The sequence below is a fragment of the Acinetobacter sp. AOR01_HL genome (genome assembly GCF_027855455.1).
Lineage (GTDB): Bacteria > Pseudomonadota > Gammaproteobacteria > Pseudomonadales > Moraxellaceae > Acinetobacter > Acinetobacter baumannii.
Genome location: NZ_JAKTIM010000038.1, coordinates 109701 through 134780 on the forward strand (window position 1 = coordinate 109701; position 25080 = coordinate 134780).

Sequence of the window (25080 nt, forward strand, 5' to 3'; positions counted from 1 at the left end):
TACAATGAGCTTTGCATTTTGGAGTCGCTTGAAAGCCTTAGTTCGGAAAGAAACTAAACAGCTTCTTCGTGACAAAAGCAGTCTCGGAATTGGCCTAGTTTTGCCTGTTATCTTAATTTTACTGTTTGGTTATGGACTTTCTTTTGACTTGAACCAAGCACGAGTTGGTGTTGTAGTTGATCAGTCCTCACTGCAGGTCAATCAGGTCTTAGCTGGCTTAAATGGATCGCGATATTTAACCAGTCTAAAATTTCATAATTTGCCTGAAGCAGAACAGGCCATTCGAAATGGCAAAATTGATGCGATTTTGCATTTGCCTTCCGATTTTGCAAGTCAGGCCCAACTAGGTAACGCAAAGGTTCAATTGCTATTAAATGGTAGATCGACCACCATAGCAACTGCTTTAGAGGGGTATGTCGCGGGTGCTTTGGCTACCGCGCCATCAATACAAATTGATCGTAGCCCAATATTAGCATCTGCAAGCGCCGTTAAAATTGAACAAAGAATATGGTTTAACGAATCTGGTAACAGTACTTGGTTTTTAGTACCGGGTTTAATGGTACTCATTTTAACTTTAATTGGCGCATTTTTAACGGGTCTGCTTATTGCCCGTGAAAGGGAACGGGGAACATTAGAAGCCTTATTTGTCACACCAGTACGGCCATTTGAAATTGTGTTGGCAAAACTCATTCCGTACGTTGTTGTCGGCATGATTGATATCGTTATTTGTATTGTTGCTGCACATTTTATTTTTGAAGTACCTATGCGCGGTTCATTATTCTCAATTTTATCTGCTTCATTTCTATATTTAATCGTTTCATTATTACTTGGTTTAACTATATCTGGCTTTGCCCAAAGTCAGTTTCAGGCGAGTCAAATTGCTTTGTTGGCAAGTTTTATGCCAGCGCTGATGCTTTCCGGATTTGTTTTTGATACACGCAACTTGCCTTTGGTTGTGCAAATTATTAGCCAGTTACTTCCAGCGACGCATTTTATGGTTTTAATTAAAACTTTATTTATGGGAGGGGATGATTGGAAGCTATGGTTTAAAGAGTGCGGTATTTTATTGGGATATATCGTTGTTTTGATATGTGCTGTGAACTTTTCACTGAAAAAACGGTTGAGATAAAGTTATGTGGCAGCAATTAATCACGTGGCTGAAACACTTAAGTTTTTTAGTCAAAAAAGAATTCTTAACCATTTTTAGTGATCCTGCAAATAGGGCTATTCTATTTGTACCCGCCCTGATGCAAGCACTTTTATTTGGCTATGCGGCTACTTATGACGTTAACCATGTAGATTATGCAATTTTAGATCAGAGCAACGGGCAGGTTTCACATGAGCTGATCTCGAAGCTCGATGGCTCTGGTATTTTTAAGCGTGTTGCAACACTGGAATATACCGAACAAATCAAACATGTCATTGATAACCGTCAGGCATTGCTCGTAATTACGATCCCCAATGATTTCGAGAGTAAATTAAACAATAACCAAAGCGTTCCTATACAGGTCATTGTTGATGGTAGAAATTCATCTACAGCTATGGTCGCAGGGTCATATCTAAATAAAATTATTGGTCAATTCAATCAGCAAAAATTTAACTCAGCTTTACCGATTAGCCTTGAAACAAGAACATGGTACAACCCAAATCAGGAGTCTCGTTGGAGCTTAATGCCTGCATTAATTGCAGCATTAAGTATGATGCAGACATTACTTTTATCTGCTTTATCAGTTGCGCGTGAACGTGAGCAGGGTACGTTTGATCAATTATTAGTGACACCTTATACGCCATTACAAATTATGATTGGTAAGGCTTTGCCGCCGATTTTTGTAGGTTTGATGCAATCGACCATTATTTTATTGATTATTTTGTTCTGGTTTAAAATTCCAATGAATGGCTCTATTGGACTGCTTTATTTTGGATTATTCAGCTTTAACGTGGCTGTAGTTGGTGTGGGCTTATCAATTTCAGCTTTATCTTTAAATATGCAACAAGCTATGCTTTTTACATTTTTATTGATTATGCCTTTGATGTTACTTTCAGGCTTACTGACACCTGTAGAAAACATGCCAAAAGCATTACAACTAGCAACTTATGCAAATCCATTAAGATTTGGAATTAACTTAGTACAGCGGGTTTATTTGGAAGGTGCAAGCTTTGCACAAGTCAAATTGAACTTTTTACCAATGATTGTGCTGGGAATAGTAACTTTACCTTTAGCAGCTTGGTTGTTTAGAAATAGATTATCTTAGTTATATTAATTAAAAAGCCCCATTTTTATAGGGCTTTTTTTAAAGCGACTTATGCACGTACAATCAGCTCGTAACCTGTATATTTACGGATATTAATAACACCAATATCAAAAATTAAATATTGGCCTTTAATACCTTGCAATACACCACGAATTTTTGGTGTTTTATCTAAGTTTAAAGACTTAATTTTTTCAGGATATTGTTCAACTGGATAAACAAACTCACGTGGCAATTCATTTTCTAGTAATTCAACCGTTTCGTTAAATTCAAGGTTTTGACTAAATTCTTCACGAATAGTTTGAATTTTAGGTGCGAACTCTTCAATTAACTGATCACGTTGTTCAATCAAATTTAGAGGTTCAGCTTCGCCTTTGAGAAGTTTACGCCAATCTGTCTTATCCGCAATTAAGGAACCAAACATGGTTTCAAGCTGGCCGGATAAACGACGTGAACCAACTTTTAAAATAGGTAAGGCTTGAGTTGCCCCTTGATCTAACCAACGACCAGGCATATGGCTAACGCGAGTAATACCTACTTTTAAAGCACTTGAATTTGCTAAGTAGACAATATGAGGTTGAAAACATACGCTGTGGGCAAAGTCATCTTCACGACATGTACCCAAATGGTAGTGGCATGTTTCAGGTTTCATAATGCAAAGGTCACATTCCGCTTTCGTTTTAAAGCATTTAAAGCAGTGGCCTTGCGAGTAAGACTTTGGTGTTTTAGCACCACAAGAGGTGCAATAAATATTACCTGTCCATTCGATTTCTAGTTCTTGTCCTAGATTAAAAGGAAGATCAATTTCTGAACGGTCTAATACAAATTTGTATTCAACATTTGCCTTGGTTGTCTGTTGATCAGTTACACTAGCATCTTTTAGGCCTGCATGCATTTTATGGCAAATGCCTTGTAGTTCCATAAAGTTTAAACTCACATCTTTCAATTAAGGGTTGCAGTTATGGCTGAACAAAATGTCATCACTTCTATGCTAGACGATTTATCAAACGAACAGCCTATTCATACTGCACTTTGTATTGGCCAGAAAATTGACCAGAATAACGCAATTCAATGGCACTATTTTACCGTAACTGAGCTGTTAAGTCTGCCTTTTACTCAGCGTTATGATTTGGGTTTTGTATTGTTTGATACTGATGAAATGCAGGACATCAACGATGTGCAAAAATCACAATTATTAGTAAAGCTAAGAGATTTATTAGCAAAACGAATTGTTGTCGTGAGCAAACGCAGTGATGAACAACTTCTACGTTCTTTAGGTTTTACCCAACTTATTGATAAGACTTCACATGATAGTGATTTTGCTTTATGGCAATTTAATATTTTGACCTATAAGCATGTACCAGACTGGTTTAATTCAAAATTTTGGGCAAATCCGGAAAATTGGAATAAATTCCGTTGGTAAAAGACCTTGCAATCTCTTTCAAAATTTAACAATTTGATTTTTGCTGTCTTAACAAAAAAACGCGTATGCTCATGTATAAACCATACATAAGAGTTACTCATGACAAATTTAAGCAACATTGTGGAAGTTTTGGCTAAGCAAGCTTTAGGTGGGAATCAGCAAGCGTCAGGTCAAGGTGGTTTAGGTGGAATTTTAGGTTCTGTATTAGGACAAATGGGTGGTAATACTTCATCTGGTGCCCAAGGTGGTCTTGGTGGAGTATTGGGTTCTGTATTAGGACAAGTCACTGGTAATAACAACACACCTCAAGCTGGTGGCGGTGTACAAAGTTTATTAATTGCAGTGGTACCTTTAATCTTAGGCTGGGTTCAGCAACAAGGTGGTTTACAGGCTGCTTTAGAAAAGTTAAAAGGTGCGGGTTTAGGTAGCCAAGTTCAAAGTTGGGTTGATCCAAATCAAAGTAATAGTGAGGTTCCGACCCAGCAATTACAAAGTCTGTTTAATCCAGCAGACATTGAACAAGTTGCTCAGCAAGCTCAAGCACCAAAAGAACAAGTTTATGGTGCAATCGCTTCTGTCTTACCTCAGGTCATTGATTCTTTAACACCTCAAGGTGAGAGTACAGATCATCAAGAAGCTAACCAAGATATTCAAAATGTGATGAACCTTGTAAGTGGTTTCTTAAAATAAGATATAAATCTTAAAAAAGCCGATAAGTTTTATATCGGCTTTTTTTACTCAGGACAAAAAATAAAAGGGCATAAGCCCTTTTATTTTAGATCTGAATCAAACATAACTGATTAGAAGTTATATTCAATACCAGTACCTACAACAGTTTGTTTGTCGTCGTCGTTCAACCAGTCACGTTTTTGTTGAGCAACGATACCGTAGAAGCGAGCTTGTTTATTGATTTGATAATCAAGACCTAAACCATACAAGTCAATTTTACGATCTGCCTGACCATTTACTTGTGTTTCAGCAGAAGCATATTCTGCTTTTACTTTAAGTTTAGTGTTAGGAATTTTATAAGCAGCAGTTACCGCGTATGCTTCTTCTTCTAAACCACGGTAAGCTTTACCAGCTTTATCGATTGAACCATCTGATTTATATGTTTGACCATATGCAGTCAAGTCATCAGTAGGTTCAGCATGTTGCCATAAAGCACCTACTACAAAACCAGATTTAGCAATGTCATAAGAACCAGTTACGCGGTAAGCGTCTGTATAAACATCTTTCAAACCGTAAGCAGCATATTTACCTTTAATACCGAAGTCACCAGCAGCAGCGATTGCTAAACCTAAGTCTTTATTTTCATAACCTAGAGAAGTCGAAACTGAATCGAAGCTATCATTTTTGCTGTCTTTACCAGTTTCGCCTTTTTTGCTATCAGAAGTGCTTTCACCAGTTTGAGCCATGATATTGAATGTTAAACCAGCTAATAATTTAGGGTCTAATTCAAAACCAACTACGTTATCTAAACGGTTTTCACCGTACATAATATTTGTAATATCTAAACGTGTGTCATCGTTAAAGATGTCTTGGTTGCTACCAGCAGAGGTTTTGAAGTAAGAGTCATATTTACCTACTTTTAACGTACCGACGCCTTCAGTTTTTAAACCAATAAAACGGTTACGGGCGCTAAGGTCAGTATCTGAACCAGAACCGTCAGTAGAAATTGCCCATTCAGCTAAATAAACAGCAGATAGCTTATCAGTCAACTTCTCTTCGCCTTTTACCCCAATACGAGAAGAGTTTGAGTTAACTTCGGTAACGTCACTTTTACCATCGAAATTTTTGTTGTCAACTTGGTTAATGGAAACGTTTAGTTTGCCGTACAAAGTTGGCGCTGCTTGCACCGCGTTTACGCTCAAAGTTGCAACTGCGGCAGCGAGAAGCAATTTCTTCATTGAGATTTCTCCAAAAGGTATTTTTAAATGGCGTATGCCTAGCTAACTTTTATTTTTTAGTTGGCTTATGTACAAAAAGTTACAGAAGCTCACCAACTTGCTAAGAAGTATCTGTAAACTTTGTGACAATGGAGTGAAGAAGAAATGACAGTTTTATGACAATTAAAAATTGAAAATACTTTATTTTCTTTTGATTTTATTACACTTTTTAAATAAAAAAAGCGGAGTTTAAACTCCGCTTTTATCTCTTAAAATCAAAGTGCTGCTTTAATTTTCTCAGCCAAAGCTTTGATTTTATCTTGGTCTCCTAATTGCGCCGCATGTTTGCCAAGTTGGTGAACATTTGTCGGAATTAGGTGAAAATGAACATGAGGGACAGTTTGTCCGGCAGCTGCTCCTGATAACTGCATGAGCACAATTCCATCCAAATTTAATGCAGTTTCCATTGCCTTAGCAATTTTTTGCACGATCTGGATGGTATAAGCTGCCGCTTCAGGAGGTAAATCAAGTAAAGTTACTGCAGGAGTTTTTGGAATAACTAATGCATGACCATCGGCTTGGGGCATAATATCCATAAAAGCTAGAACTTGATCATCTTCATAGAGTTTTATCGCTGGAAGTTCACCACGTAAAATTTTTGCGAAGATATTTTGATCATCATATGCCATGTATTATTCCTTTAAATACTATTTACACTTCAATTCTTTTTGACGTTCTTTAATTGCGTCTAGACGTTGCTGCTCTTTATCAGAGAATTTTGGCTTAGTCGTATGACAGTTTTCATTACCATATTTTTCTTTAGCATCTTGGTCTTTAAAACAAAAGCCTTTTGACGCATAAATCAAATTGTAATCATCTTGCAATTTTTGACATTCTTGCTCAGGTGTTGCAGCTTGAGCACTGAAACCGGCAAGGGTCACCATTCCAGCGAATACCGCAACCATTAATTTATTCATGAGCTTTTCCTCAGTTAAAGGTATGAACCTGTACTCAATATAAGGTTTATTCCCAATATTTCAATGACTATTAATTACTCAAGTGTTATTTAAAGTCACATTTCACCTTATAATATAAAAAAGCTTTATATATCAAGATCTTTTTTATAATCTTTTTTAAATCAAAAGATTAGATATATTTTATATTAAACAATTAAAATATATACTTAACCAATATTTAAAGTCATGATTAAAATTTTTATAGTAATGAAATAAGTACGTTATATGAGTAACATCGGTTCTTGTTTATGCCATAAAGTAAAATTCTCTGTACCTTGTGAAATCAAAACGGTTTATCACTGCCATTGCAGCTTATGCCGAAAACAAACTGGTACTGGAGCGAATGCCGCTACTTTAGTAAAAGAAAATCAGTTTAATTGGTTGATGGGTAAGGAATATGTGGCTACCTATAAAAAAGAAACTGGTTTTACTTCATCATTTTGTAATAGATGTGGCTCGCCTGTCCCTAATAAAATTAATGGTACAAACTATATGTGGATACCGTTGGGGCTTCTTGAACAACCGTTTAAACCAGATTTAAAACTTAATTTTTGTATAGAGTCAAAACATGATTGGGTTGTGTTAGGGGATGCTCATAAAAACTTTGCACATTTACCTGAGTTAGAAGAGTTCTTAAAATATTTTGAATAACACTATTTAACTTTTTATATATTTTAATAATTTTTAAGTATTCTTTACATAAAAGATGTGTGTTCACTGTTGAATATATCCGATATTTATTTGAGCATGAAATCACATAGCTTAAAAAGGATGGTTCACATGATAGATGAAGAAAAGCCTTTAAATTTTGAAGATGATGACGAGCCTCTTGATTTTGAAGATGAAGAATTCATAGACGATAAAAAAGAGGACGAAATGTATAACTCGATTACTAAAGATGGCTCTAGTGTCGATCCTGCTGATGATGGGACACGGCATATTCGTCCTGAAGACGGCGATCCGATTGAAATTGATGAGTAAATGTATCAGTTTAAAAAAGATTAGTCTTTTTAATCTTTAAGTATAAGTGTAATATCCGAGCGCTGTCACAAACAGCAAAAAGTCCTGAATGATCAGCGCAAAAAATCAAAAAGGGTAAAGCCTGCTTACAAAGCGGGCTTTTTTTGTATTTATAAAAATCTAGACTAAAGAAAGTAAGTAAACGCTTTTAAGAAAATATTTAATTTTTCAAAAAATATTTAACAGAAGAGAAGAACAGATACAAATACCTAGTGTTTGTAATGTGCATTTAAGAGGAGTACAAAGGTAAATAACAAAAATAAGAAAAGTAAAAAGATCATAAGTTAAAACGTATCATTAAATTATTTAGGTATTTTACACAATTTAACACTTTATGCAAATTACTTTACATTTCATTGAGTTTTTGTAAAGAATTGGCTTAGTCCTAATCGTTTTAAAAATGTGACAATCAGTGGATAATTTGTTAGATTGTTTGATTTTTATAATAACAGGTGAGACAGATGAAGAGATTGTTACTTGTATTGGCTACAGGATTTGGTTTAGATGGGTGTGCATCGTTAACACAAAAAGCAGATGAAAATTATATTACTAAATCGCCTGTTACTCCGGTCAATACTGCCTTTAATGCCACTAAAGTACTTGAACATGGAATTTTTACTGAGCAGGATATTGCTGATATGCCTGAACACTCAAGTATAAATTCCCGCTATAAAATATCTTTTTAAAACGTTGCTGAAAATTATAATTAAATAGTTAAACTAAATAATCCTCGTAAATTAGCTAAAATTTAGAATTTGCTAAGAACATATTTAGTAGTAGCTATTTAGCATAAAACCACCATTTAGGTGGTTTTTAAAAAGATAAAATGTTAAATTTTAATCGTTGAAAAAATTGGTTTTATAAATGAAAAACGTCATTATTTTAACTTCTATATTGTTATTAAGTGGGTGCACAATTAATTCTAAGTTATTATCACCAGCAAAAAGTGATGATAACAAAATTATTGTAGAAGTAGAAAAGTACAAGCAACAATATCAAAAAAAGATCTTTAAAATTTGGAATGTTCCGCCTTCTTCAGTGGGAATGAGTGCTAGCGTTAAAGTCTTTTTAAGTGATACTGGTGAGATTGAGCAAATTATTTTTCTAGATAAAGAAGACCAAAAGTTTAAGTCGAGTATTGAAAAGGCGATATGGCGTGCAAGTCCCTTTGTTTTACCTTCTAATCCGGAAGTTAGAAAACAAGTAAGAAAGTTCAATATTAAATTTACTGCAAAGTAATTTTTAAATATGAACTTGGCCTTACATTAAAAAACCACCATATGGTGGTTTTTTTATTAAGAATTGATAGAGATACAAACTATAACTTTATTTTATTAATTATTGAAAAACTAATCATTATTTTTTATCTACTTTTTCTTTTATGGTTAACTCATCAAAGAAGAGGAATAAGCCATGTTGAATCAACATGAGATAAATTTAAAACAGTATCAAAATAAATCTTTAAGTTATTTGAATAGCACCGCTCACTCTGAAGGGGTCGAGTTTGATAAATTCATTAAAGAAATTGATGAATATCCAAATGCCGTTGTTTTAGATTTAGGTTGCGGTGGTGGTCATGTAGCTTATAACGTTGCTCGCCATGCAGATCTGGTTTTTGCTTATGATTTATCTCATGAAATGCTCGATACAGTGTCAAAAGCTGCCAATGCTCGAAAAATAAAAAATATTTTTGTACAACAAGGCATTGCTGAAGATATGCCTTTTACTGATGAACAATTTGATGTAATCATTAGTCGATATTCTGCCCATCATTGGCAGCATGTCCCAACAGCAATGAAAGAAATAAATCGTGTATTAAAGCCAAATGGCACTGTTATTTTTGTTGATATTATTAGCTCAAGTTTCCCTATTTTAGATACATTTTTACAGACTATAGAAGTGATTCGAGACCCTAGTCATGTAAGAAATTACAGTATTAAAGACTGGGTTCACTTTATTGAAGATGCTGGGTTTGAATTAACAACTTTAGAGAAACAAACCCTCAAACTAGATTTTGATAGTTGGGTACAGCGCATGAAGACACCTGAAGATCAAATAAAAACGCTTAGGTATCTCCAAGAAAATGCAGCAGATGTTGTTAAAAAGTATTTTAATATTCAAAAAGATGGAAGTTTTGAAAGTAAGGTCGGGTACTTTGTATTTAAAAAACTATCCTTCTAATGAGTCTAAGCTTGGGTTTGTGTTCATAGAGAAAGCGTTAGATAAAAGCCCTCATATAGAGGACTTTTTTATGCCTAAATTCAGATTTTTGTTGAACGCTCACTCAGCCATGTTGCTAGCTTTGGCCAGAATTCCTGCGCACTTGCTTGGCTTGACATTAGACCTAAATGACCGCCAGGAATAAGAGTAAATGTAACATCTTGGCTACTGGTTAACTGACTTAATGGCTGAGCTGCATCTGCCGTCACTAATTGATCACTACGACCAGCTCCAACTAAGAGTGAACAGTCGATATTTTTTAATTCGATTTTTTTATCTTTTAACTGAATAGAACCTTGTCTTAATGGATTTTGCAGCCAAACATTAAATAACATGTCCTGATTAATACCTCCCGGATAATCAATCATATTGTTTAAAAAACTGCTTAATGTGGCATGTTCTTGTACGAACTGAAGGTCATTAAGGTTCTTAAGTAATTGAATATGACCATCGAACCAGCCTTTAGGGTCAAGAATTTTAAAGCCTAAGGAGTTTAAAATGCCCGGAGTATGAATCAAACGCTTCGGTAAACCTGAGTAAATACGTTCCTGAAGCTTTTTATTGCGGGCAATAGTGTTGTTTATGGTTCGATAGAGTTTTCCAATATAACCAGAAGCATAGCTATCGATTGGGCTACCTAAAACTATAAGGTTTTTGACATAATTCGGATGATTATGCGCTGTATATAAAGTAACGAATATGCCAGCCATACTCCATCCGTGTAGAGAAATTTGATCACTGCCTGAATGTGTTCGAACAAGCTCTATAGCTTTAGGAATAAAATCTTCAATAAACGATAAAAAGTTAAGATGTCTATCTTTAAAGCCTAAACGCCCCCAATCGACAAGGTATACGTCAAAACCTGCATTTTGGAAGTATTTGATAAGAGAACGATATGGATATAAATCATAAATCGCCATATTAATAGCTAAAGGTGCCACAAATACTAATGGTTCTCTAAAGTTCTTTTCTGTAGCTGCATAATAACGAACACGGGTTTGGTTGAATTCACCAATCACTTCAAACGGAGTGCTTTGTGACAATACTAATGTTTGAGGACGAAATAGTCGGGTAGAGAGGTGCTTGATTTGACTTTGTTCTGAGACAAGGGACTTTAAGCGTTTCATCTTGTTTTACCAACTATACTAAAGATTGATTGAAGTCTAAGCGATAATTTTCAGGTTTACCTTGACCTTAAATACCTTAGGCACTCAAAATGATGATAGTTTTTAGTACATGACCAGTAAAGGCGAACATTTAATGAACCAGTCTGATGATTTAGAATACCAACTTGATACTTTAGCCATTCGTACCGGACACACTCGTAGTTTTGAAGGTGAGCATGGCGAACCAATTTTTTTGACTTCATCTTTTGTATATGAAAACGCTGCTGAAGCAGCTGCAAAATTTTCTGGTCAGGTTCAAGGAAATATCTATTCTCGTTTTACTAATCCGACTGTATCGATGTTCGAAAAACGTTTAGCGGCTTTAGATGGGGCTGAACGTGCCGTGGCTACAAGCTCAGGTATGGGAGCAATTCTATCGATTGCTATGGCGTATCTAAAAGCAGGTGATCATGTTATTTGCTCAAGAGCAGTTTTCGGTTCTATTGTCGCTTTATTTGAAAAATACATTGCCAAATTTGGTGTAGATATCACATTTGTTGATCTACGCGATTTAGATGCATGGAAAAATGCAGTACGTCCAGAAACTAAACTATTATTTGTTGAGTCACCGTCTAATCCATTAGCTGAAATCGCAGATATCCAAGCGCTTGCAGATATTGCACATGCAAATGGCGCATTACTTGCTGTTGACAATAGTTTCTGTACACCTGTTTTACAGCAACCGTTAAAGTTGGGTGCAGATCTAGTGATTTACTCTGCGACTAAATATTTAGATGGCCAAGGCCGTGCGTTAGGTGGTGCAGTGGTAGGTAAACATCAACTCCTAGAAGAAGTTTTTAGCGTAGTGCGTACTTTAGGGCCATCTATGAGTCCGTTTAATGCATGGATTTTCTTAAAAGGATTAGAAACTTTGCGTTTACGTATGAAAGCGCACTGTGAAAATGCTCAAAAACTTGCCGAGTGGTTGTCTACCCATGAAAAAGTAGAAAAGGTCTATTATGGCGGGCTTCCAACTCATGAAGGTCATGAACTTGCAGCAAAACAGCAAAATGGCTTTGGCGGGATTGTTTCTTTTGTAGTTAAAGGTGAGCGTGAAGGCGCGTGGAAGGTTATTGATAACACCAAATTTATTTCTATCACGGGTAATTTAGGTGATGTGAAATCAACAATTACGCATCCTGCTACAACCACACACGGCAAACTTTCTGCTGAAGCAAAACAAGCTGCTGGTATTCAAGAAGGCTTAATCCGCGTTTCGGTTGGCTTAGAAGATATTAACGATATTATTGGTGATATCTCACGTGGATTAGATTTGATCTAATAAAATTTATATATCTAAGAATTAAGCCACACTCATTTTGGTGTGGCTTTACTTTAAGGGAAGTTACTCACAAACAACGATTGAAATAAAAAAGCTACATTTTGTTGTAAATGAATTAAAAATCACAACGTATAAAAGTTCTAAATTTAATAAAAATAACAAAGTGAGTTTTTAACCATGCTTAAACCTATAATTATTTTAGTCGCTATAGGGGCAATTGGTTTGGTTGGATACAAAGTATTTGCCCAAAAGGATGAACCGACTCAAATTAACGAAACTGTTCTATTGATTAATGATGCAAATAAATCAGTTGAAGAAGCTGATCATACAATAGAAAAAGCGAATGCCTCTTTTCAGAAAATTCCTTTAAATGAATATAAACCCGACAATAGCACCCTCCAAGCCTCGCAGTAGCTTAACTTAAATTTTAGAACTGGCCTTCGCAGTAAAAAGTTTCGTATAGAAAGCTTTAAATGGATGAGTTACCTAAAAGAGTTTCATAGATACCAATAGAAAACATTAATTTATTGTGTCAGAATTGCGGATTAATTTTGATTTAAACGTACTGACCTCAATGATCTTACTGATCGATAGGGGCGTTCAAAGAGTTTAAGTTCCGAAGTGTTATATGACTATCAATAATACTTGAAATATTTGATAGAGATACGGAGTTAGGTTTATGAATATCAATATGCTCATGCAGCAAGCGCAGCGCATGCAAAAAGATATGGAATCAAATATAAAAAAGGCTAAAGAAGAGCTTGCTCAAACTGAAGTACACGCTGAAGCGGGTGGTGGTTTAGTTAAAGTAACAATGACTGGCCGTTATATCGTAAAACGTATCGAAATTAATCCAGAATTACTTCAAGACGAACCAGACATGATTGAAGACTTAATCGCAGCTGCGGTGAATGATGCTGTGCGTCAAGCTGAAGTAGTTTCTGAAGAAAAAATGCAAAAAGCTAACTCAGGTATGGGTTTACCCCCTGGTTTAGCAGGCATGTTCTAAGGAAGATCAGTGTTTAGTGATAGATTTGAACAACTCGTTCAAGCTTTACGTATTTTGCCTAGCGTTGGACCGAAGTCGGCCCAACGTATGGCTTTACATCTTTTGATGAAAAATCGTGAAGGTGCATTTGCTTTAGCACATGCTCTACATGAAGCATCAAGTTATATTCATGAATGTAGTGTTTGCCACTCTTTAACAGAGCACGAAATTTGTGATATTTGCGCTTCAACAGAAAGAGATGATCAATTGCTTTGTGTAGTTGAGTCTCCGGCAGATGTTATGGCAATCGAGCAAAGTGGTAGTTTTCGTGGCAAATACCATGTGTTGGGTGGACACCTTTCTCCATTAGATGGAATCGGGCCAGAAGAAATAGGCATTCCTTATCTAATCCAACGTTTAAGCCAAGGTACGATCGAAGAAGTCATTTTGGCAACTAATGCTACTGTGGAAGGTCAGGCGACGGCACATTATTTGGTTGAAGCGACGAAGCATTTACCTATTCACATGACACGTATTGCTCAAGGCGTACCACAAGGTGGCGAGCTTGAATATGTGGATAGTCATACCTTAAGTCAGGCTGTTCATAACCGTATGCGTATGAAATAAGTACCTCGGTGCTTATTTCAAATATTTTTTGAATAATATCGTATTATCAAAAAATCTTTTTAAAAGACAAAAACATATTTTTAAAAACTACTCAGTGAATATATAAATTAAAAAAAGCTTTTGTAAAAAATAAACATTTAGAAGGACATTAAATTTGAAAAATTTAAAATAATGATCAAAAAATTATCTCTTTTTTGGAAAATTGTTCAAAAATAGATTATTCATCAAGGATTCAGTAGCATTTTTCTAATCCTATGTTATATATACCAGAGTTTAAAGCACTCTTTGCATTTACTTGAGAAAGCATGTTTCAGTTTATCCAACAGCAAACCGAATTGGTTGATGTTCTTCAACAAATGGATCAATGTTCAACTTATGGACTTGATACAGAATTTATTAAGGTTGATACCCTTTGGCCTAAACTTGGAGTATGTCAAGTCAATGTCAACGGAAATGTATATTTGCTGGATGGAGTGTCTTTAGATTTAAGCGAGTTTTGGAAAAAAATCTTTCTTGCTCAACAAAATATTTTTCATGCATGTGGTGAAGATATTGATTTAATCTATCACTATGCCAATGAACAAAACCTATTAAATGTTTTTGATACTCAAGTTGGATTATCCTTTTTGGGACATGGTTTACAAGTAAGTTATCAAGGTGCATTAAAGCTTTGTTTAGAGATTGATATTGAAAAGGATCAGACTCGATCAGACTGGTTGGCACGCCCTTTATCTCCGCAACAGCTATGTTATGCGGCAAATGATGTTTTATACCTTATGCAATTGGCTAACCATATTAAAGATCAGCTTAAACAAAAAGGGCTTTATGAGTATGTTCTTGAGGATTGTAGTAGTTTAACCAAAGAAATTATTAGTGAAACACCAACCCCGTTGTTATATACAGATGTGGGCAATTATCGTCATTCACGTCGTCAATTAATGCAATTGCAAAATTTAAGTGAGTGGCGTGAAGAGGTGGTTAGAGCAACAAACCAGCCACGTAGTTTTATCCTTAGAAATTCGACGATGATTGATTTAGTCGAAAAAAATCCACGCAATAGTTTCCAATTATCTCAAGTAAAAGATATCCGTCCGAATGTTGTTCGTGAATATGGAAAGATTATTCTTGATCTTTTAAAAGACTTACCTGTTGAAGGACACTGGCCAGCTAAAATTGCTAAACCTTTTAAAATTACATCCAAAGAAACCCTAAATAAAATGGATGCATTAATTGCTAAAGCGATAGAACAAACCTCTATACCTAAAGAAGTTTTACTACGTAAGAAATGGTTAAATGCGATTCATCAGCATGTGCTTACTAAAGGTGATGAACAGGATCTCCCAGATTATTTATTGGGTTGGCGCTATGAGCTTTTAACTAAGCCGCTTATTCAGTTATTTAAAGAAGAGAAAGCCAGTCTTTTATTTTAGGTTTACGTATTAAGAAAAGTTTTCAGTTAAATTGAATTTTAAGATTCAAAATAACTTATCTGATTAATAACTGATCAGTTGGTGTTCGTTAATATAACTTTAAAATAAAGTCATTTAATAAGTTAGTCTTTATAAGATTAACTTTTTGTTTAGTTTGAGTTTACATTTTACTGATTTTATAAAGTTTAAATTATAAAAAGATAATTTAATCTTAATTATAGAAAGTCATGCTGAATTAAATTAACTTTATTAGTGAGAAAAATTCAATTGTGTATATATACAGGTCTGTATATTCTTGGTAGCAAGAAAAACAATTTCAAAATAAACAATATATAACTATAAGTTTGTTTCGGTGCAGAAATATAGAGGCCTTCTCGGGGAGAGGAGGCCTCTAATTTTATATATGGAGGTGTAAAAAGTTTTTAAAATCAATAATAAGCTAATATTGAGATCAATTTTTTTATGTTATAAATGAAAACTACTAATAATTAGAGATATAAATATGACGAATAATTTTAATGCTGAACAGGCAAGAAAAAATGCGAAAGACGTAAAAATAGATCAAGCACTATTGTTAGAAAAAATTTTATCTGGAACCGAGGAAATCTCGAAAGAAGGTAAGCGACGGGCAGTTTTTCAATTTCCAATAGATGCTTTGCATCCTGAACATATCACACAGGTAGAGGAAGAGTTAAAAATACGAGGTTTTAATGTTTCAACCAATATTGAGCAATCTGGTACAACAGTCAATATTGAAGTCAGTTTCTAAGCTTTTGTTTAATGAAAACGCCCATGGTTTTGGGCGTTTTTTATAATTTTTTACAATCTAAATTCATAATAATCAACATATTGTTTGACAGGTTTATCCTTCTTCTGTAGCTTTACTTTTTGAGTGGAATATGGATATGAACTTCCAAACAATACTTTCATCTTTCAAAAATCAATCTACTGGTACAGATGCATTTAAGAATTTAAAAAGTGCCTGTGAACACCATCTCAAACATTCATCACACCTAAACGAAAAAGCTGTAATTTATCTCATTTATGGGTTTGCCCGTAGTTATGTCATCTTATATGAAGATGAAGCGGTAACTACCGAGTTCGCTCAAGCTTCGAAAGAAATGTTAGTGAATTACATGAATCGCTTAAATGAAGCCTTACGTACTCAAGATGACCATATAATCTTAAATACTCTAAATCAGGTAAGTAATGATTATATGCAAGGCTCAAGAATCTTTTAATGCTTGCGTTAATATGTTGATAAGATACTTCTTTAGTCATAGGCCAACTAAAGAAGTATCCAGTGGTAGTTTTAATGTGATTTTTTCTTGCCGCCGCCATCTTGTTTATTGACGGTAGACCATGCAATACGTTCAGCTTCTTCTTGAGAATGACCTCTATCTACTTCACTCTCAACAATATGTTTCGCCTGACGTTTTTGTTTTGCTGTATAAGATGATTTGTCGCCACGAGACATAGCATAGACCTCCATAGTTTCTTTTAAGATCTTCTATTATTGAATCATATTAAAAATCAAAAACGGTTAAATAATGTCTTATCCTGTATACATAAGTTGAATCTTATTTAGAGCTTATTTAACTTTATACTTAACCTTAAATTTATAAAATTCAATAGATTAAATCAAAGCTAGTCTGCTTTAGTTCAAATTTTATTGTTTTTAAAATGTAAAATTTTTATTTTATAAAAGTCGACAAAAAGATTTTTTATGTAAAATTAAAGAGTTAATGAAGGTTGAAAATTTAAAACTTTGGAAAATTAAAAGTTATTTATCGACCTTAATGATTGTTGTAGGTTAATATTTCGCAAGAAAAGAAAAAACGACTGATGCGTAAACAAACCTGCGTGTGTCTGTCGTTTTTTTTCATGTATGCTGTCCTTAGTTCAAGAGTTGATTTGAAATGCACTGTGATATTTATAGATCGAGCAAAAAAGATGAAATGTACATTTATATTGCTCGTCCAAACTATCCTGATGAAACGGAGCAAGCCGATCCGTTTGAAAAAGTTCCAGAAGCTGTTTTACAAGCCTTTGGCCGTGCAACGTTTGTCATGCATTTAGAATTGGCTCCAACACGTAAATTAGCGCGTGTAAATGTTTTACATGTTCTAGACTCATTACAAACAAAAGGCTTCTTTATTCAGATGCCGCCAGAAGGGTTAATTAACCCAAATGCAGTTGAACCAGAGGGCTTACGTGGTGCGTGAAGATCAAGCTGGAATTTTAAATCAATTACTTTCTTCTCTCGATGCAATTCCTGAAGAGATTATTGCTTTAACAGCTTATGGCGTTGGCGCTATTATTGCCTTGTGGTGCTGGTGGCGTTTAATGCGCCGCTTACCTACCACTTTGGGCGCAATAAGCTGGTTAGTTGTTTTTGCTATTTTGGTGACACCGACTGTTTCGGAAGGGCCTAATGCATCTGTAGCACCAGCTATTTTTGGACTACTGTTTGGTGTTTTAACTAAAGATAGTCCTTTAATCTGGTCAAATTTATCCTTAATTCTGTTTGTAATCGGTCTAGGTTTGGTTATTGGCTATTGTTGGTCAAAATATATAACAAACAAAAGCATGCGTTCCATCTAACCATTGAAATAGAAAAATAAGGTCTCTACATGTCTGCTGATACCCAACATTTTACCGGTACAGATCAATATATCGCGACTGATAGTCTTAAACTTGCTGTAAAAGCAGCTCGTGCTTTGCAAAAGCCTTTATTGGTTAAAGGTGAGCCGGGTACAGGTAAGACTTTACTTGCCGAGCAAGTGGCAGAAAGTCTTGGTTTAAAACTCATTACTTGGCACATCAAGTCAACGACTAAGGCGCAGCAAGGCTTATATGAATACGATGCTGTGTCTCGTTTACGTGATAGCCAACTTGGTGATGATCGTGTTTACGATATTAAGAACTATATTAAGCCTGGTAAATTGTGGGAAGCTTTCACTAGTGAAGAACGCTGTGTGCTTTTAATTGATGAAATTGATAAGGCAGACATTGAATTTCCAAATGACCTGTTACATGAACTAGATAAAATGTCTTTTTATGTTTATGAAACAGGCGAAACAATTACGGCTACTCAACGTCCAATCGTAATTATTACTTCAAATAATGAAAAAGAATTGCCAGATGCTTTCTTGCGTCGCTGTTTCTTCCATTACATTGAGTTCCCAGATGAAGCAACGATGCGCGAAATTATCTCGGTACATTTCCCGAATATCTCTGCAACTTTGGTAAATGAAGCGCTTCAAGTTTTCTTCAAGCTCCGTGAAATTCCTAACTTGAAGAAACCACCATCTACATCTGAACTGATCGATTGGTTGAGTCTGCTTATGGCAGATGATATGCCTGAAGATGTACTACGTAATCGAGATACATCAAAAGCTATTCCACCTTTGTATGGCGCACTCATTAAAAACGAGCAAGATGTGCAACTGCTTGAACGTTTGGCTTTCATGTCGCGACGTTAAAGGAGGGAATAACCCATGTTTGTGCGGTTATTTTACACCTTACGAAAATATGGTGTTCCAGTCACGACTCGTGAACTGATTGACTTAAATCGTGCAGTAAGCGAAGGGCTAGTTTTTGCCGATCAAGAAGAGTTCTATCAACTCGCAAAAACCATTTTAGTTAAAGATGAACGTTTTTTTGATAAGTTTGATCGTGCCATGAAAGATTACTTTGATGGCATAGAAACCTTTGATATTGATGAGTTACTCAAGCAAGTCCATAAACTTCCAAAAGACTGGTTCGACTTAGAACTTCTAGAAAAGCATTTAACACCAGAGCAAAGAGCTGAACTTCAAAAAGCAGGTTCTTTAGAAGAACTGATGAAAATGCTAGAAGAGCGTTTACGTGAACAGCATAAAAAACATCAAGGTGGTAACCGTATGGTTGGCACGGGTGGAACTTCACCTTTTGGTGCTTTTGGTGACCATCCGGAAGGCGTCAGAATTGGTGGGCCGGGCCGTAAACGTTCAGCGGTTAAAGTTTGGGAACAGCGTAAATACCAAAATCTAGATGATGACCAAGTTCTTGGTACTCGTCAGATGCAAATTGCTTTACGACGTTTACGTAAATTTGCAAGACAAGGTGCTGCCGAAGAGTTAGACGTTGACGGTACAATCCGTGAAACGGCCAAGCAGGGTATTCTTGACGTTCAAATGGTGCCAGAGCGTCGAAATCGAATCAAAGTGCTCATGTTGTTTGATGTAGGTGGTTCGATGGATGCACACATTGCCCAATGTGAAAAGTTATTCAGCGCAGCTAAAACAGAATTTAAAACGCTTGAATACTTTTATTTCCATAATTGTCTTTATGACTATGTTTGGAAAGATAATTACCGAAGAACAGCTACTCGCATGAACACATGGGACTTGTTTCATACCTATGGACGTGACTATCGTGTAATTGTCGTAGGTGATGCCAGTATGGCACCGTATGAGCTGAAAACGGTAGGTGGCTCGGTTGAATATATGAATGATGAAGCAGGTGAAGTTTGGTTACGTCGCCTACGTCAGCATTTTGATAAAACAGCATGGTTAAACCCTGAAACAGAAGGGTATTGGCATTACACTCAAACAATTGGTTGGATTAAAGAGATTTTTGAAAACCATATGTATCCAATGACCTTAAAAGGCATTGAGGATTTGACGCGTTACCTTTCTCGATAAACTTGATAACTTTAATAATTTAAAAAGAGGGATGATATGCAACATCAAATTAATGGTATTGCTTTACCGAATGAACAAGGATTTTTTGGTGAATATGGAGGGCAATTTATTCCTCCACATTTAAAAGAAGCAATGGATGAAATTAATGTTGCTTATGAAGAAATTCGCCATACACCAGAATTTCAAAATGAATTAGCAGACCTCTTTGCAAATTATGTCGGCCGTCCAAGTCCTTTATTTTATGCAAAACGCCTTTCAGAACAGTTAGGTGGCGCGCAAATTTATTTAAAGCGTGAAGACTTAAATCATACCGGTGCCCATAAAATTAATCACTGTTTAGGTGAGGCCCTACTTGCTAAGTATATGGGCAAAAAGAAAGTCATTGCCGAAACGGGTGCGGGTCAGCATGGGGTGGCTTTAGCAACGGCTTGTGCTTTAGTTGGTATTCCATGTGAAATCCACATGGGGCAAGTAGATATTGAAAAAGAACATCCAAATGTGGTCAAAATGAAAATTTTGGGCGCTCATTTGGTGTCAGTAACTCGCGGTACAGCAACCTTAAAAGATGCTGTAGATAGCGCGTTTGAAGAATATTTAAAAGATCCTAAAAATTTTATTTATGCGATTGGTTCTGTGGTTGGTCCACATCCATTTCCTAAAATGGTTCGAGATTTTCAATCAATTATTGGTAAGGAAATTAAAGAGCAGACGCATCAACGATTTGGAAAAAATCCAGATTGTGTTGTCGCATGTGTCGGTGGCGGTTCAAATGCAATCGGTGCGTTTACAGCTTTTTTAAATGATTCAGATGTGAAACTTGTAGGAGTTGAACCTGCTGGGCATGGGCTAGATACAAATATGCATTCGGCAACCCTAACATTAGGTAAGCCAAGCCAAATTCATGGTATGGCATGTTATGTTCTTGAAAATGAGGTTGGTGAACCTTTACCTGTGCATTCTATCGCTTCAGGATTGGACTATCCTGGTGTTGGGCCACAACATAGTTTCTTAAAAGATTTAGGCCGTGTGGAATATAGCACTGCAACTGACCAAGAATGTTTAGATGCGTTTATGACCTTATCACGAGTTGAAGGTATTGTTCCTGCGCTTGAAAGCTCACATGCTATCGCATGGGCAATACGTGAAGCGCCAAAACTGCCGAAAGAAACCATGATCGTGGTGAATCTGTCGGGTCGTGGCGATAAAGATTCTGATTATGTGGCAGAAAAACTTAAGCTTTAAACTAAATATACTTAAAGAGCGGCTCATTTCGAAAGGCCGCTTTTTTATTTTATAGACTAAATTTTACCCTACTTAAAAGTTCATTATTTCTTAATTAAAACAAAGTATTTTGATTTTGAGCCGTGACTGTTCGAGATAGATATGTAAAACACTGGTTCACAAGGCAAAGCGTTGCTTTGCACTACCTCACTCAGTAGAATAGTCACTTTGCAAAATTTGCCTTTGGAGACGCCTAAGTGGAGCGACCGACGATTAGCCCTGAACATTTACAGGAAGCTGCTGAAAATTTATCAACAATTCGAGATTTTATTCGTTTTGGGGTGTCAGCATTACGTCAATATGATGCACATTTAGGACAAGGTACTGAAGATTATTTCGCAGAAAGCTCTGCATTAGTTTTACAAACCTTATCTCTTGAATGGTCTGCAGATTCAGAGATTTTAGATGCGAAGCTTTTACCAAGTGAAAAAGCAGAATTCTTAAGCTTGTTGGAGCGCCGTATTAATGAGCGTATTCCGACTTCTTATTTATTAAATTTAGCTTATTTCTTTAATAAGCCATTTTATGTGGATGAGCGCGTACTTATTCCTCGCTCACCAATTGCAGAGTTAATTGAGCAACGTTTTGCGCCCTATTGTTTAGATGAAAATGGCCAAATGCGTGAAGCGCTTAATAACTTACCAGAAAATACCAAGCCTAAAACTCCACAACGTATTTTAGATATGTGTACAGGTTCTGGCTGTATTGCGGTAGCTTTAGCTTATGCTTATCCAGATGCAGAAGTAGATGCAACAGACATCTCTAAAGAAGCTTTAGAAGTAGCATCAATTAACGTTGAACATCATAATAAACAATATCAAGTTGCATTACTTGAGTCGGATTTATTTGAAAAAATTCCAGCTGAAAACCAGTACGATTTAATTGTAAGTAACCCTCCGTATGTTGATGCCGAAGATATGGCTGACTTACCGGAAGAGTTTTTACACGAACCTGAGCTTGCATTGGCAGCAGGCCAAGATGGTTTAGACCTCGTGCGTAAAATGCTTGCTCAAGCGGCAGATTATTTAACTGAAGATGGTTTAATTGTCATTGAAGTGGGTAACTCTGAATGGGCAATGCGCCAAAACTTTAATACAGTTGATTTCAACTGGCTTACTTTCCAAAAAGGTGGTTCAGGTATTTTTGCTTTGACTGCTGAACAATGTCGTCGTTATAGAAAATTATTTGAAGAACAAGTTTAAGGAGTTGGACATATGGCAGGGAACAGTATTGGACAACTCTTTCGTGTGACTACATGCGGTGAATCGCATGGGGTTGGTTTAATGGCAATTGTTGATGGAGTGCCACCAGGCCTTGCATTAACCGAAGAAGATTTGCAAAAAGATCTGGATCGCCGTAAGCCGGGAACCTCCAAATTTGCGACTCAGCGTAAAGAGCCTGATCAGGTTGAAATTATTTCTGGCGTTTTTGAGGGTAAAACTACTGGTACGCCAATTGGTTTACTCATTCGCAATACAGACCAAAAATCGAAAGATTATGGAAATATTGCACAAACTTTTAGACCGGGTCACGCAGATTACACTTATACGCAAAAGTATGGTTTCCGCGACTATCGTGGTGGTGGCCGTTCAAGTGCTCGTGAAACTGCTATGCGTGTTGCAGCTGGTGCTATTGCGAAGAAATATTTAGCAGAAAAATTTGGTGTTCTGATCCGCGGTCATGTGACTCAAATTGGTAATGAAGTTGCTGAAAAACTAGATTGGAATGAAGTTCCAAATAATCCATTTTTCTGTGGCGATGTAGATGCTGTTCCTCGTTTTGAAGCATTGGTTACGTCTTTACGTGAACAAGGTACAAGTTGTGGTGCTAAGTTAGAAATTTTAGCCGAAAAAGTTCCTGTAGGTTGGGGTGAGCCTGTCTTTGATCGTTTAGATGCTGATATTGCACATGCAATGATGAGTATCAATGCGGTTAAAGGTGTTGAAATTGGTGATGGTTTTGCTGTAGCAGGACAGTTTGGACATGAAACTCGTGATGAATTGACTAGTCATGGCTTTCTAGCGAATCATGCTGGTGGTATTTTAGGTGGTATTTCAAGTGGCCAGACCATTCGTGTGGCGATTGCACTAAAACCAACAGCAAGTATTACAACGCCAGGTAAAACGATTAACTTAAATCGTGAAGATACTGATGTGTTAACTAAAGGCCGTCATGACCCGTGTGTGGGCGTTCGAGCAACTCCGATTGCAGAAGCAATGTTAGCGATAGTTCTAATGGATCATTTCTTACGCCACCGTGCTCAAAACGCGGATGTTGTTCCTCCATTTGCGCCAATTGAACCATAGTTAATTCTAATCAGCATATTAAAAAAGCCACATAATCAAAATTATGTGGCTTTTCTATTTTTATTGAAATCACATGATTACCTTAAAAATAAATTTAAGTTAGATCTACAATTTGTTCTTCATTCAAAGCAATTTGATATTGATTGCGGCCATTTGTTTTTGCCTGATAGAGCGCATGATCAGCACGACTAACAAAAGCAGAAATTGAATCATTTAAACGTGGAATTGTGGTCGCCACGCCAACACTAATAGTTACGTATGGTGAAACACTACTACATGGATGAACAATAGCAATTTTCTTAATTGCATTCATTAATCTTTCGGCCTGAATTTTGGCTTGTTGTGCATTTGTCATCGGGAACAAAAGTAAGAATTCTTCACCGCCATAACGGGCAACCAAATCGCCACTACGAGCAGCGATTGAGGAAATTGCAGTCGCAATATCTTTTAAACACTGATCACCCTTGAGATGGCCTAAGCTATCGTTATATGGTTTAAAGAAGTCGATATCAACCATCATAATAGTAAGAGGAGTCTCATGGCGTAATGCGCGTCGCCATTCATTATCAAGTGTTTCATCAAGATAACGTCGGTTAGCAAGCCCGGTTAAAGCATCTTGTTGAGAAAGCAGTGACAGTTGTTGAGCTTGTTGCATGAGTTCAATACGGTTGAGCTCAATCATACAGTTTTGTAAATAGTTTTCACGGTGCTGACGATCCGTAGCATAGGCAAGGGTCATGCCTAAGAAACTACTAAACGTATATGTACGGTTCAGGAAGGTCCAGTCTATGTCTCCGTTCAAATAGGTACTTACCAAAATACCAATAAGACCGCCGACCCATCCTGCAATAATGGCAGTATAAAAACGCATGCCTACCGCACCATAGATAATTACAATGGCATACATCATTGCTGCATGAAAAAGTACATTATCTTGGCCATTTTCTAAAACGTTAATTAAGATAAATGTTATGGCGACGGCAGCGGAAGAACCAATTCCGACATAATAATCAAACCACTGATTTAATTTTTTAATAAATGATAAAATCCAGGCGATTAAAACAATTATGCCTACCCAAGAATAATAGCTTAACCAGGATAAAACTTGTTCGGTTGGTAAAACTTGGTATATACCAAAGCTTAAAAATAAATATAATATTAAAATAATAGGTGCTCTATAGCGAAACTCATAGGCTGCACCATTTTGATATTGAAAACGATATATCGTTTCAAGTTGCTTTGGAAACCATACGAAATTTAATCCGCGTGTGGTTAATAAATCTATTTGTTCCTGTCCCAATATATTGGAACCTTGCAACTTCATAATTAATGCTCTCTATATTGGAAGTTGGCATAAAATGAGACTTGTTTTATTAAAGTTCCATCTAAAAGTATTGGTTATATAATGTGTGGTTTATTTAAAATAATAATACAGATTTTTTAAAAAAGTAATGATTTTTACGCCCCCTAATTGTGATAAAAATCACGACATTTCAAT

The 25080-nt window shown here is 36.1% G+C and carries 30 protein-coding genes; 23 read left to right on the forward strand and 7 right to left on the reverse strand.

Annotated elements, in window-relative coordinates:
• The first annotated feature begins 4 nt into the window (after positions 1 to 4).
• Together MKL62_RS11525 and MKL62_RS11530 are read left to right on the forward strand one after the other, a co-directional pair.
• The gene (locus MKL62_RS11525; RefSeq protein ID WP_005128736.1) at positions 5 to 1129 is read left to right on the forward strand and encodes an ABC transporter permease; all 1125 of its coding nucleotides are present in this window, start codon (positions 5 to 7) and stop codon (positions 1127 to 1129) included.
• 4 nt (positions 1130 to 1133) lie between these two features.
• The gene (locus MKL62_RS11530; protein ID WP_005128735.1) at positions 1134 to 2252 is read left to right on the forward strand and encodes an ABC transporter permease; all 1119 of its coding nucleotides are present in this window, start codon (positions 1134 to 1136) and stop codon (positions 2250 to 2252) included.
• 49 nt (positions 2253 to 2301) lie between these two features.
• Here MKL62_RS11530 and MKL62_RS11535 read toward each other — a convergent pair whose 3' ends face one another.
• Positions 2302 to 3171, reverse strand: a complete 870-nt coding sequence (locus tag MKL62_RS11535; protein WP_000422836.1) for a DUF2797 domain-containing protein — start codon at positions 3169 to 3171, stop codon at positions 2302 to 2304.
• Positions 3172 to 3210: 39 nt separating this feature from the next.
• On the opposite strand from MKL62_RS11535, the gene MKL62_RS11540 reads away from it, so the two are divergent.
• Entirely contained in the window at positions 3211 to 3672 is a 462-nt protein-coding gene (locus MKL62_RS11540) for a DUF6231 family protein (protein WP_000840534.1), read from the forward strand.
• A 99-nt stretch (positions 3673 to 3771) separates the two neighbouring features.
• Positions 3772 to 4362 (forward strand): YidB family protein, encoded by a 591-nt coding sequence (locus tag MKL62_RS11545; protein WP_000183448.1) that lies wholly within the window; start codon positions 3772 to 3774, stop codon positions 4360 to 4362.
• A gap of 110 nt (positions 4363 to 4472) precedes the next feature.
• Here MKL62_RS11545 and MKL62_RS11550 read toward each other — a convergent pair whose 3' ends face one another.
• The 3 genes from MKL62_RS11550 to MKL62_RS11560 all read right to left on the reverse strand — a co-directional run bounded on the left by MKL62_RS11550 (position 4473) and on the right by MKL62_RS11560 (position 6535).
• The gene (locus tag MKL62_RS11550; protein WP_000734916.1) at positions 4473 to 5579 is read right to left on the reverse strand and encodes a porin; all 1107 of its coding nucleotides are present in this window, start codon (positions 5577 to 5579) and stop codon (positions 4473 to 4475) included.
• Positions 5580 to 5833: 254 nt separating this feature from the next.
• The gene (locus MKL62_RS11555; RefSeq protein WP_000312749.1) at positions 5834 to 6247 is read right to left on the reverse strand and encodes an HIT family protein; all 414 of its coding nucleotides are present in this window, start codon (positions 6245 to 6247) and stop codon (positions 5834 to 5836) included.
• A gap of 18 nt (positions 6248 to 6265) precedes the next feature.
• Positions 6266 to 6535: a YARHG domain-containing protein gene (locus MKL62_RS11560; RefSeq protein WP_001037927.1), complete on the reverse strand. Its 270-nt coding sequence runs from the start codon at positions 6533 to 6535 to the stop codon at positions 6266 to 6268.
• Between the two features lie 264 nt (positions 6536 to 6799).
• On the opposite strand from MKL62_RS11560, the gene MKL62_RS11565 reads away from it, so the two are divergent.
• The 5 genes from MKL62_RS11565 to MKL62_RS11585 all read left to right on the forward strand — a co-directional run bounded on the left by MKL62_RS11565 (position 6800) and on the right by MKL62_RS11585 (position 9775).
• Entirely contained in the window at positions 6800 to 7225 is a 426-nt protein-coding gene (locus tag MKL62_RS11565) for a GFA family protein (RefSeq protein WP_000065217.1), read from the forward strand.
• Positions 7226 to 7354: 129 nt separating this feature from the next.
• Entirely contained in the window at positions 7355 to 7555 is a 201-nt protein-coding gene (locus MKL62_RS11570) for a hypothetical protein (RefSeq protein WP_000564581.1), read from the forward strand.
• Between the two features lie 500 nt (positions 7556 to 8055).
• A complete protein-coding gene (locus MKL62_RS11575; protein WP_000826149.1) occupies positions 8056 to 8280 on the forward strand; it encodes a hypothetical protein in 225 nt (74 codons plus the stop codon).
• A gap of 178 nt (positions 8281 to 8458) precedes the next feature.
• Positions 8459 to 8833 carry a cell envelope integrity TolA family protein gene (locus MKL62_RS11580; protein WP_005128734.1) on the forward strand — a complete coding sequence of 125 codons (375 nt, stop codon included), beginning with the start codon at positions 8459 to 8461 and terminating at the stop codon, positions 8831 to 8833.
• A gap of 174 nt (positions 8834 to 9007) precedes the next feature.
• Positions 9008 to 9775 (forward strand): class I SAM-dependent methyltransferase, encoded by a 768-nt coding sequence (locus MKL62_RS11585; protein WP_000934177.1) that lies wholly within the window; start codon positions 9008 to 9010, stop codon positions 9773 to 9775.
• An 80-nt stretch (positions 9776 to 9855) separates the two neighbouring features.
• On the opposite strand, the gene MKL62_RS11590 is transcribed toward MKL62_RS11585, so the two are convergent.
• The gene (locus MKL62_RS11590) at positions 9856 to 10941 is read right to left on the reverse strand and encodes an alpha/beta fold hydrolase (RefSeq protein ID WP_005128733.1); all 1086 of its coding nucleotides are present in this window, start codon (positions 10939 to 10941) and stop codon (positions 9856 to 9858) included.
• Positions 10942 to 11074: 133 nt separating this feature from the next.
• On the opposite strand from MKL62_RS11590, the gene MKL62_RS11595 reads away from it, so the two are divergent.
• The 7 genes from MKL62_RS11595 to MKL62_RS11625 all read left to right on the forward strand — a co-directional run bounded on the left by MKL62_RS11595 (position 11075) and on the right by MKL62_RS11625 (position 16548).
• On the forward strand, positions 11075 to 12262 hold the full coding sequence (locus MKL62_RS11595; protein WP_005128729.1) for an O-succinylhomoserine sulfhydrylase: 1188 nt from the start codon (positions 11075 to 11077) through the stop codon (positions 12260 to 12262).
• A gap of 177 nt (positions 12263 to 12439) precedes the next feature.
• Positions 12440 to 12676, forward strand: coding sequence for a hypothetical protein (locus MKL62_RS11600; protein ID WP_000917295.1), 237 nt, complete (start codon positions 12440 to 12442; stop codon positions 12674 to 12676).
• 265 nt (positions 12677 to 12941) lie between these two features.
• The gene (locus MKL62_RS11605; RefSeq protein WP_001024697.1) at positions 12942 to 13271 is read left to right on the forward strand and encodes a YbaB/EbfC family nucleoid-associated protein; all 330 of its coding nucleotides are present in this window, start codon (positions 12942 to 12944) and stop codon (positions 13269 to 13271) included.
• Positions 13272 to 13280: 9 nt separating this feature from the next.
• The gene (gene recR, locus MKL62_RS11610; protein ID WP_000490551.1) at positions 13281 to 13877 is read left to right on the forward strand and encodes a recombination mediator RecR; all 597 of its coding nucleotides are present in this window, start codon (positions 13281 to 13283) and stop codon (positions 13875 to 13877) included.
• A gap of 305 nt (positions 13878 to 14182) precedes the next feature.
• Entirely contained in the window at positions 14183 to 15307 is a 1125-nt protein-coding gene (locus MKL62_RS11615; protein WP_005128728.1) for a ribonuclease D, read from the forward strand.
• Between the two features lie 502 nt (positions 15308 to 15809).
• The gene (locus MKL62_RS11620) at positions 15810 to 16076 is read left to right on the forward strand and encodes a hypothetical protein (protein WP_000183702.1); all 267 of its coding nucleotides are present in this window, start codon (positions 15810 to 15812) and stop codon (positions 16074 to 16076) included.
• A gap of 130 nt (positions 16077 to 16206) precedes the next feature.
• Positions 16207 to 16548 carry a hypothetical protein gene (locus MKL62_RS11625; RefSeq protein ID WP_000367442.1) on the forward strand — a complete coding sequence of 114 codons (342 nt, stop codon included), beginning with the start codon at positions 16207 to 16209 and terminating at the stop codon, positions 16546 to 16548.
• Between the two features lie 71 nt (positions 16549 to 16619).
• On the opposite strand, the gene MKL62_RS11630 is transcribed toward MKL62_RS11625, so the two are convergent.
• The gene (locus tag MKL62_RS11630) at positions 16620 to 16784 is read right to left on the reverse strand and encodes a hypothetical protein (RefSeq protein ID WP_000086293.1); all 165 of its coding nucleotides are present in this window, start codon (positions 16782 to 16784) and stop codon (positions 16620 to 16622) included.
• Positions 16785 to 17226: 442 nt separating this feature from the next.
• Between MKL62_RS11630 and MKL62_RS11635 the strand changes: the two genes are divergently transcribed.
• From MKL62_RS11635 to aroC, 7 genes are all read left to right on the forward strand, one after another.
• The gene (locus MKL62_RS11635) at positions 17227 to 17532 is read left to right on the forward strand and encodes a YcgL domain-containing protein (RefSeq protein WP_000543500.1); all 306 of its coding nucleotides are present in this window, start codon (positions 17227 to 17229) and stop codon (positions 17530 to 17532) included.
• Entirely contained in the window at positions 17525 to 17911 is a 387-nt protein-coding gene (locus MKL62_RS11640; protein WP_001206390.1) for a hypothetical protein, read from the forward strand. The genes MKL62_RS11635 and MKL62_RS11640 overlap by 8 nt, the downstream gene beginning before the upstream one ends.
• Positions 17912 to 17940: 29 nt before the next feature.
• Positions 17941 to 18792 (forward strand): AAA family ATPase, encoded by an 852-nt coding sequence (locus MKL62_RS11645; RefSeq protein ID WP_001271636.1) that lies wholly within the window; start codon positions 17941 to 17943, stop codon positions 18790 to 18792.
• Positions 18793 to 18807: 15 nt separating this feature from the next.
• A complete protein-coding gene (locus MKL62_RS11650; protein WP_005128724.1) occupies positions 18808 to 19995 on the forward strand; it encodes a vWA domain-containing protein in 1188 nt (395 codons plus the stop codon).
• A 36-nt stretch (positions 19996 to 20031) separates the two neighbouring features.
• The gene (trpB, locus tag MKL62_RS11655; protein ID WP_005128723.1) at positions 20032 to 21237 is read left to right on the forward strand and encodes a tryptophan synthase subunit beta; all 1206 of its coding nucleotides are present in this window, start codon (positions 20032 to 20034) and stop codon (positions 21235 to 21237) included.
• Between the two features lie 236 nt (positions 21238 to 21473).
• On the forward strand, positions 21474 to 22478 hold the full coding sequence (gene prmB, locus MKL62_RS11660) for a 50S ribosomal protein L3 N(5)-glutamine methyltransferase (protein WP_000441019.1): 1005 nt from the start codon (positions 21474 to 21476) through the stop codon (positions 22476 to 22478).
• A gap of 12 nt (positions 22479 to 22490) precedes the next feature.
• Positions 22491 to 23582, forward strand: coding sequence for a chorismate synthase (gene aroC, locus MKL62_RS11665; protein WP_000918444.1), 1092 nt, complete (start codon positions 22491 to 22493; stop codon positions 23580 to 23582).
• Between the two features lie 94 nt (positions 23583 to 23676).
• Here aroC and MKL62_RS11670 read toward each other — a convergent pair whose 3' ends face one another.
• The gene (locus MKL62_RS11670) at positions 23677 to 24906 is read right to left on the reverse strand and encodes a GGDEF domain-containing protein (RefSeq protein ID WP_000775755.1); all 1230 of its coding nucleotides are present in this window, start codon (positions 24904 to 24906) and stop codon (positions 23677 to 23679) included.
• Between the last annotated feature and the right edge of the window lie 174 nt (positions 24907 to 25080).